General features: G+C 71.4%; 15 protein-coding genes and 1 pseudogene. 13 read left to right on the forward strand and 3 right to left on the reverse strand.

The window, feature by feature from the left end; translation table 11 throughout:
• Positions 1-218: 218 nt before the first annotated feature.
• Both EWH70_RS14380 and EWH70_RS14385 read left to right on the forward strand, forming a co-directional pair.
• Positions 219-473 (forward strand): WhiB family transcriptional regulator, encoded by a 255-nt coding sequence (locus EWH70_RS14380; RefSeq protein ID WP_420809059.1) that lies wholly within the window; start codon positions 219-221, stop codon positions 471-473.
• A 180-nt stretch (positions 474-653) separates the two neighbouring features.
• Positions 654-3,950, forward strand: a complete 3,297-nt coding sequence (locus EWH70_RS14385; RefSeq protein WP_240686978.1) for a glycosyltransferase family 2 protein — start codon at positions 654-656, stop codon at positions 3,948-3,950.
• A gap of 395 nt (positions 3,951-4,345) precedes the next feature.
• On the opposite strand, the gene EWH70_RS14390 is transcribed toward EWH70_RS14385, so the two are convergent.
• Positions 4,346-4,807: a metallopeptidase family protein gene (locus EWH70_RS14390; protein WP_130475848.1), complete on the reverse strand. Its 462-nt coding sequence runs from the start codon at positions 4,805-4,807 to the stop codon at positions 4,346-4,348.
• Between the two features lie 104 nt (positions 4,808-4,911).
• Here EWH70_RS14390 and EWH70_RS14395 point away from each other — a divergent pair, with 104 nt between their 5' ends.
• The 7 genes and pseudogenes from EWH70_RS14395 to EWH70_RS14425 all read left to right on the forward strand — a co-directional run bounded on the left by EWH70_RS14395 (position 4,912) and on the right by EWH70_RS14425 (position 11,872).
• Entirely contained in the window at positions 4,912-5,265 is a 354-nt protein-coding gene (locus tag EWH70_RS14395) for a DUF3499 domain-containing protein (protein WP_130475849.1), read from the forward strand.
• A gap of 84 nt (positions 5,266-5,349) precedes the next feature.
• On the forward strand, positions 5,350-6,723 hold the full coding sequence (locus tag EWH70_RS14400) for a phosphomannomutase/phosphoglucomutase (protein ID WP_130475850.1): 1,374 nt from the start codon (positions 5,350-5,352) through the stop codon (positions 6,721-6,723).
• A 2-nt stretch (positions 6,724-6,725) separates the two neighbouring features.
• Entirely contained in the window at positions 6,726-6,941 is a 216-nt protein-coding gene (locus EWH70_RS14405) for a Trm112 family protein (protein WP_130475851.1), read from the forward strand.
• A pseudogene (locus EWH70_RS14410) lies at positions 6,931-8,018 on the forward strand (hypothetical protein). The gene EWH70_RS14405 and the pseudogene EWH70_RS14410 overlap by 11 nt, the downstream one beginning before the upstream one ends.
• A 70-nt stretch (positions 8,019-8,088) precedes the next feature.
• Positions 8,089-9,318, forward strand: coding sequence for a mannose-6-phosphate isomerase, class I (gene manA, locus EWH70_RS14415; RefSeq protein WP_130475853.1), 1,230 nt, complete (start codon positions 8,089-8,091; stop codon positions 9,316-9,318).
• A 46-nt stretch (positions 9,319-9,364) separates the two neighbouring features.
• The gene (locus EWH70_RS14420; RefSeq protein WP_130475854.1) at positions 9,365-10,279 is read left to right on the forward strand and encodes a cation diffusion facilitator family transporter; all 915 of its coding nucleotides are present in this window, start codon (positions 9,365-9,367) and stop codon (positions 10,277-10,279) included.
• A 51-nt stretch (positions 10,280-10,330) separates the two neighbouring features.
• Positions 10,331-11,872, forward strand: coding sequence for an amino acid permease (locus EWH70_RS14425; RefSeq protein ID WP_130475855.1), 1,542 nt, complete (start codon positions 10,331-10,333; stop codon positions 11,870-11,872).
• A 2-nt stretch (positions 11,873-11,874) separates the two neighbouring features.
• Here the strand turns inward: EWH70_RS14425 and EWH70_RS14430 are convergent, their stop codons facing one another.
• Positions 11,875-14,145, reverse strand: a complete 2,271-nt coding sequence (locus tag EWH70_RS14430; protein WP_130475913.1) for a hypothetical protein — start codon at positions 14,143-14,145, stop codon at positions 11,875-11,877.
• A gap of 102 nt (positions 14,146-14,247) precedes the next feature.
• Here EWH70_RS14430 and ahcY point away from each other — a divergent pair, with 102 nt between their 5' ends.
• The 4 genes from ahcY to EWH70_RS14450 all read left to right on the forward strand — a co-directional run bounded on the left by ahcY (position 14,248) and on the right by EWH70_RS14450 (position 17,160).
• Positions 14,248-15,720 (forward strand): adenosylhomocysteinase, encoded by a 1,473-nt coding sequence (gene ahcY, locus EWH70_RS14435; protein ID WP_130475856.1) that lies wholly within the window; start codon positions 14,248-14,250, stop codon positions 15,718-15,720.
• 71 nt (positions 15,721-15,791) lie between these two features.
• Positions 15,792-16,073 (forward strand): toxin-antitoxin system HicB family antitoxin, encoded by a 282-nt coding sequence (locus EWH70_RS14440; RefSeq protein WP_338078576.1) that lies wholly within the window; start codon positions 15,792-15,794, stop codon positions 16,071-16,073.
• Positions 16,070-16,516, forward strand: a complete 447-nt coding sequence (locus EWH70_RS14445) for a type II toxin-antitoxin system VapC family toxin (protein WP_240686979.1) — start codon at positions 16,070-16,072, stop codon at positions 16,514-16,516. Before EWH70_RS14440 ends, EWH70_RS14445 begins: the two co-directional genes overlap by 4 nt.
• 2 nt (positions 16,517-16,518) lie before the next feature.
• The gene (locus tag EWH70_RS14450; RefSeq protein ID WP_130475914.1) at positions 16,519-17,160 is read left to right on the forward strand and encodes a dTMP kinase; all 642 of its coding nucleotides are present in this window, start codon (positions 16,519-16,521) and stop codon (positions 17,158-17,160) included.
• 75 nt (positions 17,161-17,235) lie between these two features.
• Here EWH70_RS14450 and EWH70_RS14455 read toward each other — a convergent pair whose 3' ends face one another.
• Entirely contained in the window at positions 17,236-18,351 is a 1,116-nt protein-coding gene (locus EWH70_RS14455) for an aromatic ring-hydroxylating oxygenase subunit alpha (RefSeq protein ID WP_130475859.1), read from the reverse strand.
• Between the last annotated feature and the right edge of the window lies 1 nt (position 18,352).

An 18,352-nucleotide genomic window follows, 5' to 3' on the forward strand; every position in this document is an offset into this window, starting at 1 on the left:
GGAACGGCAAGTGACACCGCCCACGACGGGGACGGCGCCGGGCCGGACACCCGCGCAGGCCGTCGAGGGTTTTTCCAAGGTACAGCGGGGATTTCACCGCTGCACTGGGCAGTACCGCCAGCCTGGGAGTGCGTGGAAGCGAGGAGGCGGACGTGCGGTTGGACGTCGATGGAAGGGATTGGGGGCAGGTGGAGTGGGCTGAACACCCGGAGCAGGAGCTGGGAGTTCTCACTGATCTGTTCGACCAGTCCGAGGAGCAGGAGTGGCAGGAGCGCGCCTTGTGCGCGCAGACCGACCCCGAGGCATTCTTCCCGGAGAAGGGTGGCTCGACCCGTGAGGCCAAGCGGATCTGTCAGGGCTGCGAGGTGAAGGACGAGTGCCTCGAGTACGCCCTGGCGCACGATGAGCGCTTCGGCATCTGGGGTGGGTTGTCCGAGCGGGAGCGGCGCAAGCTGAAGAAGCGCGCCGTCTGAGTTCAGGGTCCACTATGGACGCTGTGGCGCGGGGCCTGGAGTGAGGCCGCGGGCACACCGGACGTAGGGTGGCCGAAACGTCGGTCTTCGACGGTATTTCGGCCACCCAGTCCGTGCCCTTCTGGAGGGTTTGTGCCCCGCACGCCAGCTACGTCCGTTTCCTCGCCGAGGACCGCGCCCGTGCTGGCGGTTCTCGTGTGTCACAACGGAGATGCCTGGTTACCGCTCGCGCTGTCGGCGTTGCGGCGCAGCACCGTACGGCCACGGCACGTCGTGGCCGTCGACACCGGCTCCGCCGACCGGACACCGCATCTGCTGACCGAAGCAGCCGATCCGGCCGCGGCCGCCGGCGCCAGCGGTCCGGCGATCGACGCGATCGTCACACTATCGAGTGAAACCGGCTTCGCGGAAGCCGTCGCCGCGGCCGTCGAGTACGCGACCGAACGCTGGGGCGACCCGGGCGAGTGGCTGTGGTTGCTGCATGACGACTGCGCGCCCGAGCCGGACTGTCTGGACACCCTGCTGAAGGCGGCCGAGCCGTCGCCGCTGGCCGGTGTCCTCGGGCCGATCGCGCTGGACTGGGCGGACCCGAGGCTGGTCGTCGAGGCAGGGCTGTCGACCGACGCCTCCGGGCACCGGCAGTCCGTGGCGGGTGGCCTGGAGGAGCGGCCGGGACAGAGCACCGAGGTGCTCGCCGTTCCCAGCGCCGGTGCGCTGGTGTCGCGCCGCCTGTGGGAGGAACTCGACGGGTTCGACACCGAACTGCCGTTGCTGCGGGAGGACATCGACTTCGGCTGGCGGGCCAACGCGGCCGGGCGGGTCGTGCTGTCCGTTCCCGCCGCCCGGGTCCGGCACGTCCGGGCGGTCAGCACCGGCAGGCGGGAGGCGACCGCGTTGCCGGTCGGCGTCGCCGCGGCCGACCGCGCGCTCGGCCTGCGGACGTTCCTGGTCAACTGCTCGGCCCTGTCGTTCTGGATCGGCGTTCCGCGGCTGGTGCTGCTGTGTGTGCTGCGGGGGCTGGGGTTCGCGCTGGTGCGCCGCGGCGCGCGGGCGCGGGGCGAGTTCGCGGCCGTCGGCTACCTGCTCAGCGGCAGGGCGGCCCTGCGGCAGGCTCGCGCGCGCCGGGCGGCCGAACGGGACGGTGGCGCGGCCCGTGGCCTGCTCACCAGCAGGCTGACCCGGCTGCGTAACGCCACGAAGACCGCCGTGCTGGCACTGGTGACCAAGCGGCTGGCCAGCGAGGCCGCGCTGGGCCGCCTGCCCGAACCGGACCCGGAGAGCAGCCAGACGGCATGGATTCCGCCGGAGAGCCTGGATTCCGGTGAGCGGCCCCGCCCGGTCGGCCCCGACGCGTTGCCCGCTGGCGTCCGGCGCACGACGCGTGTGCGGGCCCCGGGGCTGCGCAGGCCCGGTGGCTCCCGGTCCGCGGGCGTCGTCGCGGTGCCGGTACCCGCGCCCGAACCCGAGCCTGCCGAGGAGAAACCCCGGCCCTCGCCCGGCCCGAGGACGTCCGAACGGGAGCTGGTGTTCGTCCAGGTCGACCGCCGCCGGGTGCTGGCCGCCACCGTCCTGGCGCCGCCGGTCGTGCTGGTCGTCGCGCTCACCGTGCTGGGGTTGCTGGTCAACGGCCATCGGCTCGGCCTGGAGCTGAGCGGCGGGCGGCTGCTGCCCGCGGGCGACCTGGCCGAGGTCTGGTCGGCCTACCTGCGGAGCTGGCATCCGGTCGGTGGCGGGACGGCCGCGGCCGCGTCACCGGCGCTGGCGTTGCTCGGGATGTTCGGTGCCGTCCTCGGTGGACCGTCCGTGCTGGTCGCCGTGTTGTTGCTGGGGCAGCTGCCGCTGTCCGCACTCACCGCGTACCTGGCCACCCGGAAGCTGCGGGTGGGCCGCTGGCCGAGGGCCGCGGTGGCCGCCGCGTACGCGATGCTGCCCGCGGCCACCGGTGCCGTCGCGCAGGGCAGGCTGGACGTCGTCGTGGTGCACCTGGTGCTGCCGCTCGTGCTGGCCGGGGTGGCCGGCGTGCTGGCCGGTTCGGGGCGGCGGTGGCTGCACGGCGCCGTCCACTGCGCGATCGGCTGTGCGGTGCTCGGCGCGTTCTCCCCGCTCGCGCTCGGTCTGGTGTTGCTCGTGTTGCTGACCGGGTTCGTGGTGCTGCCCTCGGACGGCCCGCTGCGCAGGCGGGCCGCGGCGGTGGTGACCGTCGTGCTGGCCTCGCTGTTGTTGCTGCTGCCGTGGTTGCCGACCCTGATCGGTCATCCGGCGCTGATGTTGCACGGCATGGGCGGCCCGGGGGTCGCTCCGGTGGCCGGTGAGCTGCTCGGGCTGGACCCGGGTGGCGACGGAACCCTGCCGGTGGGACTCGCGGTGGTGGTCGCCGCGCTGGTGGCCGCCGTGCTGCGGCCGGGAAAGTGGCTGCTGCCCGGGCTCGGGGTCGCTGCCGTCGGCGGGGCAGCCGCCGTCGCGGTCGGCACGGTCGCGCTGCCCCCGCCCGCGGGTGGACCGGCCGCGGCGGCGCATGCCGGCGTGCCGCTGGTGCTGGCCGGCGCCGGACTGCTCTGGGTCGTGCTCGCGGCCGTCAGCCGGACGGCGACCGGGCTCCGGATGCCGAAGGTGGCGGTCGTCGCCGGCGGGCTGACCGTCGCCGTGCTCGCCGCCGGGGTGGTGCTGGCCGGTGGCGAAGGGCCCGTTCGCGCGGGCCACGGCACCGAGCTGACCGCGTCGCTGCCCGCCGACGTGGCCGGCAGTGGCCGGTCCGTGTTCGTGCTCGGTGATCCGCCGAGGCTGACCGCCGGGCGGCTCCCGCACTGGGGTGACGACGGCCTGCCGCTGGTCGACGGCGCCGCCGCCAGGCTGGCCGACTGGCAGACGCGGCTGCTGGTCGCCGAGCGGCACGCGACCCAGGACGCGTTGCTGGGCATGGCCGCGAACGGCGTGCTGCTGGTGGTGCTGCCGCCGGGCGTCGACGGCAGCGCGCAGCTGGCCGCCGGTGGCGACCTGGTCACCCCCGCCGCGCCCACCGCCGACGGGCGGGCGGTGCTGCGGCTGACTCCCGCGGCGGGACAGGTCGTGTTGATCTCACCGGAGCTGGCGCACCGTTCGGTCAACGGCAGGCTGCCCGAGGTGCAGTCGCCGGACGCGTCGGTCGCGGGGACCGCGCTGGTCGACGCGCGGCTGCCGGACGTGCGGGTGCGGGTGTCCGACGGTCCCGACGGGCGGCTGCTGGTGCTGGCGGCCGAGCTGGAGCCGGGCTGGCGGGCGACGGTCGACGGCAGGCCGGTGTCGCTGGTTCCGGCGTGGGGCCACCAGGTGGCAGTCGCGGTGCCGACGCGGCAGGCGGAGGTAGTCGTCGAGTACCCGGACACCGCCCACGGTCTGCTGTTGCTCGGTCAGGTGGCGGCGTTGCTGTTCTGCCTGCTCACCGCCGTGCCCTCACGTGCCATCCGCGAGGCCGGTGACAGGACCCGGAAAAGCACGTGAAGGCCACCTTCATTACGTGTGACGTGGTGAAGGTGGCCTTCACGTGCCTTGAGGCCTGGCCGGGGGCGTTGGCAAGGGCGCTGTGGTTGCGTAACGCGCACGGAAGGTGCCGTTGGTGGCGGCGGGCCGGGAGTGTTGTCTCGTTCGTGGTGGTCGGCGATGCAGATGTGCCTGCTGGTGCCGGTGTGGCAGGTGCGCCCGCGCGGCGTTCGCGCGGGTACGTGAAGGCCACCTTCATCACGTCTGGCGACAGAAAATCGGCCTTCACGCGGTCCCAGTTGTCCCGCTGGCATCGGAAGTCACGGCAGCATCATCAGCCACAGCGGGTGCGCGTCGAGCCCACTGCCTCGCTCGTCACGTGATGAAGGTGGCCTTCACGTGCCTTGAACGGAGCGTCAGTCGCCCTCGATGACGTCGGGCTCCACGCCGAGGTAGCCGGCCACCTGCTCGACCAGCACGTCGTGCACCAGGTCGGCCAGCTCCGCCGGATCCTTCGCCCTGGCCTCCAGGGGACGGCGGTACAGCACGATCCGGGCCCGCGTCGGCAGCCCGGCCCGGTCGACCCCGGCCGGCACCAGCCGCGACAGCGGCACCTGGCCGTCGTGCAGCACGCCCTCGGTGTTGGCGGGCCGGTGCGGCGGGTGGATCTCCGGGACGTCGTCGACGGCCACGTCGAGCTTGGTCAGCTCGTGCCGCCAGCGGGCCTCGATCGGCTCCAGCGCGTCGAGTACCAGCTGGTCGAACTTCTCCGCCCTGCTGGTCGCCGCCGGTAGCGACGCCGGGTACAGCGGCCCGCGCAACCCACGCCCGTGCCGGTCGCGCCGCGCACGGGGCCGGTGTCGGGAACTACGAGCCATGGCCACGACCCGACAGCCTACCCATTGCTCCGTATCCGTGAGATGCGAGCCGCTCCGGTGCGCCTGCAGACCCGGCAGGGGGAAAGGCGCTATCGTCTGACCTTGTGCCGAGCGTACGAAAGTGTTCGCGGACCGGGTGTATGGAGCCCGCTGTCGCCACGCTGACCTACGCCTACAGCGACTCCACCGCAGTGGTGGGACCGCTGGCGACGGTCCACGAGCCGCACTCCTACGACCTGTGCGAGGAGCACGCGCTGCGGTTGACCGCGCCGAGGGGCTGGGAGGTCGTGCGGCACGAGGGCGAGTTCGCCGCGCCGGAGCCGTCCGGCGACGAGCTGACCGCGCTGGCCGAGGCCGTGCGCGAGGCGGGCAGGCCGGACCGCCAGCCGCCGCCACCCGAGCACGACGGCCCGTCCGGCCGCAGGGGACATCTGCGGGTCCTTCCCGGCCGCACCTGAAATACGTGCCTGGCCGCACCTGGAGTGCGGCGCCCCCGCCGGTAGGCTCAGCGCGCAGCACCGTCGAGGGATACGGGAGAAGGCGTGGCAGACCTGTCGGGGATCGTGAAGGCGTACGACATCCGGGGTGTGGTCGGTGAGCAACTCGATGCCGACGTGGTGCGGGACATCGGTGCCGCCTTCGCCCTGTTGATCAAGTCCGACACCGCGTCGTCGGTGGTGATCGGCCACGACATGCGGGACTCCTCGCCCGGCCTCGCGGCCGCGTTCGCCGAGGGGGTCACCGCCCAGGGCCTCGACGTCGTGTCGATCGGCCTGGCCAGCACCGACCAGCTCTACTTCGCGTCGGGCTCGCTGAACCTGCCCGGCGCCATGTTCACCGCCAGCCACAACCCGGCGAAGTACAACGGCATCAAGCTGTGCCGCGCGGGCGCGGCCCCGGTCGGCCAGGACTCCGGCCTCGGCGAGATCCGCGACACCGTCGAGCAGGGCGTCCCCGAGTTCGCCGGTGCCCGCGGGATCGTCACCGAGCGGGACGTCCTCGCCGACTACGCCGCCCACCTGCGCACGCTCGTCGACCTGTCCGGCAGCCGACCGCTCAAGATCGTCGTCGACGCGGGCAACGGCATGGGCGGGCACACCGTGCCGTCGGTGTTCGACGGCCTGCCGATCGAGATCGTGCCGATGTACTTCGAGCTGGACGGCAGCTTCCCGAACCACGAGGCCAACCCGCTGGACCCGGCCAACATCGTCGACCTGCAGGCCAAGGTCCGCGAGGTCGGCGCCGACGCGGGCCTCGCCTTCGACGGTGACGCCGACCGCTGCTTCGTCGTCGACGAGCGGGGCGAGCCGGTGCCGCCGAGCACGATCACCGCGCTCGTCGCCGTCCGCGAGCTGGCCAAGGAGCCGGGCGGGACGATCATCCACAACCTGATCACGTCCAAGGCGGTGCCGGAAATCGTCACCGAGCACGGCGGCAAGCCGGTGCGGACACGGGTCGGGCACTCGTTCATCAAGCAGGAGATGGCCGCCACCGGCGCGATCTTCGGCGGCGAGCACTCCGCGCACTACTACTTCCGCGACTTCTGGCGCGCCGACACCGGCATGCTGGCCGCGATGCACGTGCTCGCCGCGCTGGGCGAGCAGGACCAGCCGCTGTCCGCGCTGACCGCCGACTACACCCGCTACGCGGCCTCCGGCGAGATCAACTCGACGGTCGACGACCAGGCCGCGCGGCTGCTGGCGGTCAAGGACGCGTTCGGCTCCCGGGCCGGTACGGCCGTCGACGAGCTGGACGGCCTCACCGTGCAGCTGGCCGACGGTTCCTGGTTCAACCTGCGCCCGTCCAACACCGAGCCGCTGCTGCGGCTCAACATCGAGGCCGCCGACGCGGCCGCGGTCTCCGCTCTGGCCGACGAGGTGCTGGCCATCGTCAGGGCCTCGGATGGTAAGGATTAGGCATGGCGGTCACGCTTGACGAGCAGCTTCTGGAGATCCTGGCCTGTCCATCGCCGGATCACGCCCCACTGCGGGTCGGCACACCCGACGATCCGCAGGCCGACGCGCTGACCTGCACCTCCTGCGGCCGGGTGTACCCGGTCCGCGACGGCATCCCGGTGCTGCTGCTCGACGAGGCAGACGGGGGCAAGGACTCTGCTGAGCACGATGGTGCTTGACGACACCCTGCTCGACGACCCGGCGCGGTTGGCCGAGGCGGATTCGGCCGGCCTGCTGCGGGCGACCGCGATGGCGGGCGCGCAGGTCCGCGCGACCACCGAGCTGGCGGCCGAGCTGGAGCTGGCCGACCGGCTGGACGTCGGCAGGCCGCGTGCACTCGTGCTGCTGGTCCGGCCCGGCGTGAGCCGGACGGCGACGCAGCTGCTCGCCGCCCTCCTCTCCCCGGCCTGCCCGGTGCCGGTCGTGGTGAGCGACACGGTGCCCGGCTGGATCGGCACGCTCGACGTCGTGGTCGGGCACACCGACGACCCCGGTGACCGGGAGCTGGCGGCGTCGCTGGAGCGGGCCGTGCGCTACGGCGCCACGGTCGTGCTGTCCGCGCCCCCGGAGGGGCCGGTGGCCGCCTCGATCGCGGGCAAGGGCATCCTCCTCACGCCCCGGATCCCGGTACCGGCCGAGCTGACGTTTCCCCGCGCGCTGACCGCCGGGCTGCTGGCGGCCAACGCCCTGGGCCTGCTGGTCGCCAACCTGGTCGACCTGGCCGACCGGCTGGACGCCGAGGCGGAGAAGAACCACCTGGCCCACGAGTCGTTCGTCAACCCGGCGAAGGCGCTGGCGCTGCGGGTGGCCGAGCACACACCGCTGCTGTGGGGGCTCGACCCGGTGGCCCGCGCGGTGGCCGCGCACGGTGCGCACGCGTTCGCCATGCACGCGGCCGTCGTGTGTGACGTCTCCGACTACCGGCAGGCACTGACCCGCCCGGTCCTGCACCGGGCCGCCGTGGGCAGCACCACGGAGCGGGACATCTTCGCGGACCCGACCGACCCGGCCGGGTTGCCGCAGCCGCGGGTGCTGCTGCTGTCGGTCCGCTCCGGCCCGGGGCCGGACGCCCTGCGGCACGAGGCAGAAGACCTGCTCACCGGGGTCGACGTGCTCGCTCCCGCCGAGGAGTTCGAGTCCGACGAGCCCACCCGCGCCGCCGTGCTGGCGCTGCGACTGGAACTGGCTTCGGTATTTCTCGGGTTGGCTGCTGGGAGTATTGGGGCAGCGGCCGGTACGCGCCCGTGACGGCCTGAGGTCCGCGGGACGATAGATTGGTCGGCCGTGTCGTCCGGCAACGGACCCGGTCAGAGGAGTTGAGTTCAGGTGGAGCTGCTGCGCAATGCTGTGCGGCCCTACGCGTGGGGATCGAGGACGATCATCCCCGAGCTGCAGGGCCGCCCGGTGCCGGCGCCGCACCCTGAGGCCGAGTTGTGGATGGGCGCCCACCCGGGTGACCCCTCACACGTGGTCGGGCCGGACGGTGTCGAGCGCAGCCTGCTTGAGGTGGTCGAGGCCGACCCGCTCGGGCAGCTCGGCGAGAAGTGCGCGCGGCGCTGGGACGGCAGGCTGCCGTTCCTGCTGAAGATCCTCGCCGTCGAGGAGCCGCTGTCGATGCAGGCCCACCCGTCCGCCGAGCAGGCCGCGGCCGGGTACGCCAGGGAGGAAGCCGCCGGGATCGCGCGCGACGCCGCCAACCGCAACTACCCGGACCCGACGGCCAAGCCGGAGCTGGTCTGCGCGCTCACCGAGTTCCACGCCCTCGCCGGGTTCCGCGACCCGCACCGCACGGTCGAACTGCTGAACGCCATCGAGACGCCCGGCCTGGCCAAGTACACCCAGTTGCTGTCGGCCCAGCCCGACTCCGACGGGCTCCGCGCGCTGTTCACCACGTGGATCACGCTGCCGCAGGCCACGCTCGACGAGCTGCTGCCCGAGGTGCTGGACGCCTGCGTCCTGCACGTCAAGGAGCGGGGCGAGTTCGACCTGGAGTGCCGGACGATCCTGGAGCTGGGCGAGGCACACCCGCAAGACGCCGGTGTGCTGGCCGCGCTGCTGCTGAACCGCCTGGTGCTGCGCGCGGGCGAGGCCATCTACCTGCCCGCCGGCAACCTGCACCTCTACCTGCGGGGCACGGCCGTCGAGATCCTGGCGAACTCGGACAACATCCTGCGCTGCGGCCTGACGCCCAAGCACGTGGACGTCCCCGAGCTGCTGCGGGTCGTCGACTTCCGCTGCGAGGGGATGCCGGTCCAGCTGCCCGAGCCGGGGCAGCGGGCGGCCGTGTACCACACCGACGCGCCGGAGTTCGAGCTGTCGCGCTTCGAGTGGACCGAGCGGGACAGGCAGAGTGTGGCCGTCGAACCGGCCGGCCCGCAGATCCTGCTGTGCACCCAGGGGCGCGTGCGGGTCCGGGCGCTGGACGGCACCGAACTGGAGCTCGGGCGGGGCCAGTCGCTGTGGCTCGCGGCGTCCGATCCGGCCGTCGAGCTGGTCCCGGTCGGCGGTGACGCCGTCCAGCTGTTCCGGGCCACCCCGGGCACCTGCGCCGACTAGTTCCCTCTAGGCTGCACCCCGACATACCGGACTGGGAGGGTGAGCGGTGGCAGCTGACGGTGGAACCAAGGCGATCCTGGCGGCGCTGGGAGCGAACGCCGGTATCGCGATCGCCAAGTTCGTCGGGTTCGCGATCACGGGCTCGTCGTCGATGATCGCCGAGGCCGTGCACTCGGTCGCCGACACCTCCAACCAGGCGTTGCTGCTGCTGGGGAAGAAGACCTCCCAGCGGCGTGCGACGAAGGAGCACCCGTTCGGCTACGGCCGGGACCGCTACTTCTACTCGTTCATCGTCGCCCTGATGCTGTTCACCCTCGGTGCGGCGTTCGCGCTGTACGAGGGCGTCCACAAGGTGACCCACCCCGACGAGCTGACCTCGCCGCTGGTGGCGATCGCCATCCTGGTGGTGGCCATCTGCCTGGAGACCTACAGCTTCTACACCGCCATCGTCGAGTCGAAGAAGATCAAGGGGGACGCCGGCTGGTGGGCGTTCATCCGCCAGTCGCGCACGCCGGAGCTGCCGGTCGTGCTGCTGGAGGACGCGGGTGCGCTGTTCGGCTTGATCTTCGCGCTGATCGGCGTCGGCCTGTCGGTCATCACCGGCGACCCGGTCTGGGACGGCATCGGCACCCTGATGATCGGTGCGTTGCTGGCCGTCATCGCCATCATCCTGATCATCGAGATGAAGAGCCTGCTGATCGGTGAGGGCGCGACCGACGCCGAGCTGGACACCATCGTCGACGAGCTGGCGGCGGGCAAGGTGCAGCGCGTGATCCACATCCGGACCCAGTACATCGGCCCGGACGAGCTGCTGGTCGCGGCGAAGCTGGCGCTGGATCCCGGCCTGGAGATGGACGAGATCGCGCGGGCCATCGACGACGCCGAGCAGCGGGTGCGGGCCAAGGTCCCGGCGGCGCGGCTGATCTATCTCGAGCCCGACCTGGACCGCGCCCTCGCGTAGTTCCCCGTTAGGGTGAGCGAGTTTCCACCCGAACGGCAGAGGAGGGCAAAGGTGCCCGGCACGGGTTTGTGGCGCACCAAAACGGTCGAACAGTCCATTGCGGACACGGACGAACCGGATACCAAGCTACGCAGGAATCTGAGTGCCTGGGACCTGACGGTCTTCGGCGTCGCCGTGGTGATCGGTGCGGGCATCTTCACGCTCACCGCGCGTACCGCCGGTGACTTCGCCGGCCCGTCGGTCTCGGTGGCGTTCGTGCTGGCCGCCATCGCGTGTGCGCTGGCCGCGCTCTGCTACGCCGAGTTCGCCTCGACCGTCCCGGTCGCGGGCAGTGCGTACACGTTCGCCTACGCGACGTTCGGTGAGTTCGTCGCGTGGATCATCGGCTGGGACCTGGTGCTGGAGTTCGCGGTCGCCGCCGCGGCGGTGTCCAAGGGCTGGTCGGTCTACTTGGAGACGGTGCTCGGCTACCTCTTCGGCGACACTGTGCGCACGACCGCCGAGATCGCGGGCATCACCGTCGACTGGGGCGCGCTCGTGCTGGTCGTGGTGCTGGCGACGCTGCTCGCGCTGGGCACGAAGCTGTCGTCGCGGGTGTCGATGGTGATCACCGCGATCAAGGTCGCCGTGGTGCTGTTCGTCGTGATCCTCGGCGTGTTCTACATCAAGGCCGCGAACTACACCCCGTTTGTCCCGCCGGCGGAACCGGCCGGGCCGTCCGGCAGCGGTGTCGACCAGTCGCTGTTCTCCACCCTGGTCGGTAGCACGGGCAGCACGTTCGGCATGTTCGGCCTGCTCGCCGGTGCCTCGCTGGTGTTCTTCGCGTTCATCGGCTTCGACATCGTGGCGACCACCGCCGAGGAGACCCGCAACCCGCAGAAGGCCGTCCCGAGGGGCATCCTCGGCTCGCTGGGCATCGTGACCGTGCTCTACGTCGCGGTCGCGCTGGTGGTCGTCGGGATGGTGAACTACACCGAGCTGTCGACGGGGACCCGGGCGGACGGCTCGCCCGACCGCAAGACGCTGGCCACCGCGTTCGCCGCCAACGGCGTCGACTGGGCGGCCACGATCATCTCCATCGGCGCTCTGGCCGGCCTGACCACCGTGGTCATGGTGCTGATGCTCGGCCAGATCCGCGTCTTCTTCGCCATGTCGCGGGACGGCCTGCTGCCGCGTGGCCTCGCCAAGACCGGTGAGCGCAAGACGCCGAAGAACGCGACGCTGATGGTCGCGATCCTGGTCGCAGCCGCCGCGACGTTCTTCCCGGCCGACAAGCTGGAGGAAATGGTCAACGTCGGCACGCTGTTCGCGTTCGTGCTGGTGTCGGCCGGTGTGATCGCGTTGCGCAAGATGCGGCCGGACCTGCCGAGGGCGTTCCGCGTGCCGTGGGTCCCGGTACTGCCGATCGTGGCGATCATCGCGTGCCTGTGGCTGATGCTGAACCTGACGGTGCTGACCTGGCTGCGCTTCCTGGCCTGGATGGCGCTGGGCGTGGTGGTCTACTTCGTCTACGGCCGCAGGCACTCCCTGCTGGGCAAGCGCCAGGCGACGGAGACCCCGCTCCCGGTCGAGGGTGCCGACCCGAAGAAGTAGCCCTACGGGAACAGCAGACCCTGCTCGGGGAAGCGGCGGCCGGGGCGCTCCAGCCCGGCCGCCGTGGCGACGGCGCGGTCCCACTCGGGGTCGGCCAGGTAGTCGGCGTGCCTGCGCACGCCGGCTGCCCACCGGCGGCCCGGTTCGGGCCTGCGCATCGGGTCGGGCAGCCAGTGGTCGCCGCCGAGCACCAGCGCGCCCGTCGGCCCGGGGGCGGCCGGTTCCAGCGGCCCGACGCTGCCGTCGGTGCAGTAGCCGACCCCGACCAGCTTCCCGTCGGTCACCTGGTGCCGCCAGGTCGTCACGCCGCCGCCGAACGTGTCGGTACCCCGGCACAGCCCGCGCCAGCGCCCGTCCAGCCGCCCGTACAGCTCGGCCAGCGCCACGTGCGGCAGCACCGTCGGGAAGGCACGCTGGTAACCCCACTGCAGTGGTGACCCGGCGGTCAGCACGCCGACGCGTTCCAGGTCCTCGTCGGGCAGTTCCTCGGCCAGGCGCGCGACGGTCATGACGGCCAGCAGCCCGCCCAGGTTGTACCCGGCCAGCACCACCCTCGTGTTCGGCTCGGCGAGGTGTTCCTTCGTCCGTGCCATCAGCTCGGGGATGACCTTGAGCGCGTAACACGGCGGCACCGCGGGGTGGGTGCTCCTCGGCCAGAAGCAGACCAGGTCGGCCAGCGCACCGAGGTGCCTGCTGCGTTCGGGACTGCGTGCGGCGGTGTAGACGACCCGCAGCAGACCGGCGGCCAGCGCGCCCAGCGCGACGACGCCGACGGCGGACAGCGGGGTGAGCCAGCCGGGTAGCGCCCGTGCGGTGAACCGGGCGGTCAGCAGCGCGATGACGGCCACCGACATCGCCACCACGACGGCCAGCACCACCTGGTGCAGCCTGCGCCGTTCCCAGGCCGACCGGGCCCACGCGGCGGCGGCGTCCGGCTGGTCGGTAGGGCGGTCCTGCAGGATCCGCACGATGGCGGGCACGCCACGCTTGCGCCGCCGCAGCGGCACGGCGACGGCGAAGCCGAACACGGCCAGCACGGCGGCGACCAGGATGCCGCCACCCCACAGGATGGTGACCACCGTGTAGCTGCGCGGCAGCAGCAGGTCGTCCTGCCCGAGCAGCCTGCGCACGGCCACGGCGAACCCGGCGCCGAACCCGCCGCCGATCAGGCCGGCCAGCACCAGCGCGGGCGCCGCCGCCCAGCCGCCGACCCACGGGCGGAGCCGCCGGGGCAGCACCTTCCACGTCGGCCGGGCCAGCAGCGCCGCCGGTACCAGTACCAGCGAGAACAGCACCGACACGACGATCAGCGCCGCGCCGAGGCCTTCCACCGTGCCCTGCGTGCCGGGCAGCACGGTGGGCATGGCCGGCCCGGTGACGACCGGGGCCACCACCAGCGCGATACCGAGGCCGACGGCGATCCGCCGCACCCAGCGGCCCGGGTCGGCGGGGGCGGCCAGTGCCGCCAGCAGGCACAGGCCCAGCAGGACCAGGGCGGTCGTCCAGACCACGGCGTCGACCGTCCGGTCGGGCATGCGCAGCGGCCCGCCGAGTGCCAGTACCGCGGCGCAGGCCAGCGCGGCGACCGTGTGCAGTGCCCGCAGCAGCGGGGTGTCCGGGTCGGTGCGCAGCGAGTCGCCGGGCAGCCCGGACCGGCCGTCGGGCGGCGGGGACGGCTTGTCGACGGTCCAGTTCGTCGCCGAGACCTGGTGCAACACCAGGATGAGTGCCAGCAGCGGCAGCAGGCCGATGGCCAGGCGGAGCCGTTCGGACTCCCGCAGCCAGTCCGGGGCCGCCTTGAGGCAGCCGGCGCCGGGGGCGAGGCACTGCGACGCGAGCAGGTCGAGCGTGACGACACCGAGCTGGGCCACCAGCAGCATGGTCAGCAACACGGCCGCCAGCCGCAGCAGCCCGTGGCAGACGTGGTTGAGCGCGGCGGCGACCCTGCTGCCGCGGGGCACCGGCGGCAGCATCCAGTAGGTCACGTTGGCCAGGGAGAACGGGAACAGCAGCGCCCAGGTGGCCTTGGCCGCGCCGCCCGAGGTCATGCCGCTCCACAGGTAGCCCTCCAGCACCCGGGGGATCGACCTGGACAGGGCTGGCAGGACCGGACCGGGCGCGGGCCTGCGCAGCCGGTCGGCCGGCCGGATGAACCTGCCGACGCCGTCGCCCGCGACGTCCACCGTGCTGAACGTGTCCAGCAGCGACTCACCGGTCGTGCCGATCAGCCCTGGTACGCGCAGCTCGACGACACGGGTGTCCGGGCCGGGCATGACCACGTGAATTTCTCCTAACCGGGGGTCGTTCGGCCTTGGGGAGGCACAGGGCGAACACGGTACTGTTCGGCTGTAAGCGAGCCTTGGAGGAACCGCCTTATGCCCCCCGAAAGCGTTGCCGCGCGGCTGCAGACCCGCAACGGGATCGATTTCGCCGTCGCCGACCTCGGCCTCGCCGAGTTCGGCCGCAAGGAGATCCGGCTGGCCGAACACGAGATGCCGGGCCTGATGGCCCTGCGCCGGGAGTACGCCGAGGTGTACCCGCTACGCGGCGCCCGCGTCTCCGGCTCACTGCACATGACCGTGCAGACGGCCGTTCTGATCGAGACGCTGGTGGCGCTGGGGGCCGAGGTCCGGTGGGCCTCGTGCAACATCTTCTCCACACAGGACCACGCCGCGGCCGCGGTCGTCGTCGGCCCGCACGGCACTCCCGAGGAGCCCAAGGGCATCCCGTGTTTCGCCTGGAAGGGCGAGACGCTGGAGGAGTACTGGTGGTGCACCGAGCAGATGCTCACCTGGCAGGGCGCCGGGCCGAACATGATCCTCGACGACGGTGGCGACGCCACGATGCTGGTGCACAAGGGCACCGAATTCGAGAAGGCCGGTGTCGTGCCGCCCGCGCAGGACGACGACCCAGAGGAGTGGCAGGTCTTCCTCGGCCTGCTCAAGGAGTCCCTGGCCGCCGACAGCGGCAAGTGGACCAAGATCGGCGAGAACGTCCTCGGCGTCACCGAGGAGACCACCACCGGTGTGCTGCGGCTGTACCAGCTCGCGGCCGCGGGTGAGCTGCTGTTCCCGGCGATCAACGTCAACGACGCCGTCACCAAGTCGAAGTTCGACAACCGCTACGGCATCCGGCACTCGCTCATCGACGGCATCAACCGCGGTACCGACGTGCTGATCGGCGGCAAGGTGGCCGTCGTCTGTGGTTACGGCGACGTCGGCAAGGGTGCCGCCGAGTCGCTGGCAGGCCAGGGTGCGCGGGTGATCGTCACCGAGATCGACCCGATCTGCGCCCTGCAGGCGGCGATGGACGGTTACCAGGTCAAGACCCTGGAGTCGGCGCTGCCCGAGGCCGACATCGTGATCACCACCACCGGCAACAAGGACGTGGTGATGGTCGAGCACATGGCCCGGATGAAGCACCAGACGATCCTCGGCAACATCGGCCACTTCGACAACGAGCTCGACATGGCAGGCCTCGCCCGCTACCCGGGCATCCGGCGGATCAACATCAAGCCGCAGGTCGACGAGTGGGTCTTCCCGGACGGCCATTCCATCATCGTCCTTTCCGAGGGCCGCCTGCTCAACCTCGGCAACGCGACCGGCCACCCGTCGTTCGTGATGTCGAACAGCTTCTCCAACCAGGTGATCGCGCAGATCGAGCTGTTCACCAAGCACGAGGAGTACGACAAGGAGGTGTTCCGGCTGCCGAAGAAGCTCGACGAGAAGGTGGCCAAGATCCACCTCGACGCGCTGGGTGGCGAGCTGACCAAGCTCACCAAGGAGCAGGCCGAGTACATCGACGTCGACGTCGAGGGCCCGTTCAAGCCGGAGCACTACCGCTACTGAGCCAGTGATAGCGGCATAGGCCACCATGCTATCGCATTATTGTGTGCGATAGCATGGTGGTCGTGAAACAGATGATCACTCGCCTCGACGACGAGCTGCACGCTCAGGTCAAGGCGAAGGCCGAGGACCTGGGCCGCAGCGTCAACGAGTTCGTCGTGGAGCTGCTGCGCGCCGCGGTAGGCCAGGAGGAATCCCCGCAGGAACGGAAGGCACGGCTGATCGCCGAGGGCAAGTTGCTGTCCTTCGAGCCGGTGGGTCAGACGATGAGCCGGGATGAGTTCGATGAACTCGCCCGTGGGTCGGGCACAGCGGTGAGCGATGCTCTCAACGAGGCGCGAGGTGAGGGCTGGTGACCGTCCTGTACGCCGATACCAGCGCCGTCGTCCGGGCATTCATGCCGGACGAACCCGAGCACGACGAGTTGGCGAAGTTGCTGCTCGACAACGAGGATCTCGTCATCACGAGTGAGCTCACCAGGGTCGAGTTCGCCAGTGCCATGGCCAGGGCCCGCAACAGTGGGCGGTTTCTGTATGCCAAGGAGGCGATTCGCCTGTTCGACCAGGAGGTGACGTCCTCCGGTTCGCTGAGCGTCGTGCCGCTGGAGCCCCGAGTCGTCATGCCGGCGGCGTGGCGCCTCGTGTCGGACAACTACACCCTGCGTGCCCTGGACGCCATCCATCTCGCCGTGGCGATGCACGACACGTCGCGGTTGGCGAGGGGCCGGCGGGTGGCGATGGTGACCCGGGACCACCGGCAGGCGGAAGCAGCGAAGGCGAACGGCATGGAGGTGCTGTGACAGTGGGACGGCTCGTGGTGATCGAAGGCCTGGACGGCGCCGGCAAGCGCACGATGGCCGACCGGCTCACCAAGGCGCTGCACGATCGCGGTGCGACCGTCGGCACGGAGGCGTTTCCGCGGTACGGCCGCAGCGTGCACGCCGACCTGCTGCGAGAGGCACTGCACGGTCAGCACGGCGACGTCGCCGATTCGGTCTACGGCATGGGGCTGCTCTACGCCCTGGACCGCCGCGGCGCCCTCGACGACCTGCGGGCCGAGCTGGCCACGCACGACGTCGTCCTGCTCGACCGGTACGTCGCGTCCAACGCCGCCTACAACGCGGCCCGGCTGCGGCAGGGTGCCGGTGGCGAGGTCGTGCGCTGGGTGCGTGAGCTGGAGATCGAGCGGTTCGGCCTGCCCGTCCCGGACGTGCAGATCCTGCTCCGGGTGCCCCGCGAGGTGGCCGCGGCTCGCGCCGAGAACCGCGCGGCCACCGAGGCGGACCGGGCGAAGGACGCCTACGAGTCCGACGACGCGCTGCAGGAACGCTGCGGACTCGTCTACGACGAGCTGGCCGCGGCGTCGTGGCTGTCCCCGTGGCGGGTCGTCGACGGCGCGGCCGACGTGGACGTCGACGAGCTGGCCCGTTTCCTGCTCACCTGAGCCCCAAAGCACGTGAAGGCCACCTTCATTACGTGAGACGTGGTGAAGGTGGCCTTCACGTGCTTGTGCCTGGCCTCAGATCTGCTTACGCAGCCAGTCGTGGAACTCCACGATGTGGTGCTCCGACGGCATGAGCACGCCGCCCTCGGCGTAGGCGCGCGACGCCATCGCGGGCTGGCAGCGTTCACAGGCGTCGAAGTCCTGCTGGTTGACCCGGTGGAACAGCTCGACCGAGCGGGACAGGTCCTTGCCGGACGCGACCACCTCGGGCGCGTACAGCCAGTCGCACTCGACGAGCGTCCGGTCGGCGGCCAGCGGGAACATCCGGTGGAAGATCACGTGGTCGGGCACCAGGTTGATGAACACCTGGGGCCGCACGGTGATGGCGTAGTACCGGCGGTCCTGGTCCTCGGCGACCCCGTCGAGCCTGCCCAGGCCCGCGCTGCCGTCGACGGTGAAGCCCTCGATCTCCTCCCCGAACTCGGCGCCGTGGCCGACGTAGTACTGCGCCGCGTAGCCGTCGGCGAACTCGGGCAGCACCTCGGTCAGCTCCGGGTGGATCGTGGCGCAGTGGTAGCACTCCATGAAGTTCTCGATGATGAGCTTCCAGTTCGCCTTGACGTCGTAGCTGATCCGCCTGCCCAGCTCCAGTCCGGTGATCTGGTAGCCCTCGATGGCGGTCGCGTCGCCGAGCCGGTCGGTCACCGCCTGCTCCACTGTGTCCACAAAGGACGGTGGTTCGTCGGCGAGGCACACCCAGGCGTAGCCCAGCCACTCTCGCAGGTGCACGGTGTTCAGCCCGTACTGGTTACGGTCGATGTCGGGCATGTTCGCCAGGTTCGGCGCGGCGACCAGCTTGCCGTCCAGGCCGTAGGTCCAGGCGTGGTACGGGCACTGGAACGACCGGCGCACCGACCCGCTCTCCTCGGTGCACAGCCGCGCCCCGCGGTGCCTGCAGATGTTGAGGAACGCCCGCAGCGCACCGTCGCGGCTACGCGTGATCAGCACGCTCTCCCTGCCGACCTGCACCGTGCGGAAGTCGCCGGGCGCGGAAAGGTCGGCGGAACGGACGGCGCAGAACCACATCGTCTCGAAGACCCGCTCCTGCTCGCGGGTGAAGATCTCCGGGCTGACGTAGTACTCGCCCGGCAGCGTGGACAGCAGGCTCGGGGGAAGGTCCGTCGTCGTCATC

Source organism: Amycolatopsis suaedae (genome assembly GCF_004214935.1).
Lineage (GTDB): Bacteria > Actinomycetota > Actinomycetes > Mycobacteriales > Pseudonocardiaceae > Amycolatopsis > Amycolatopsis suaedae.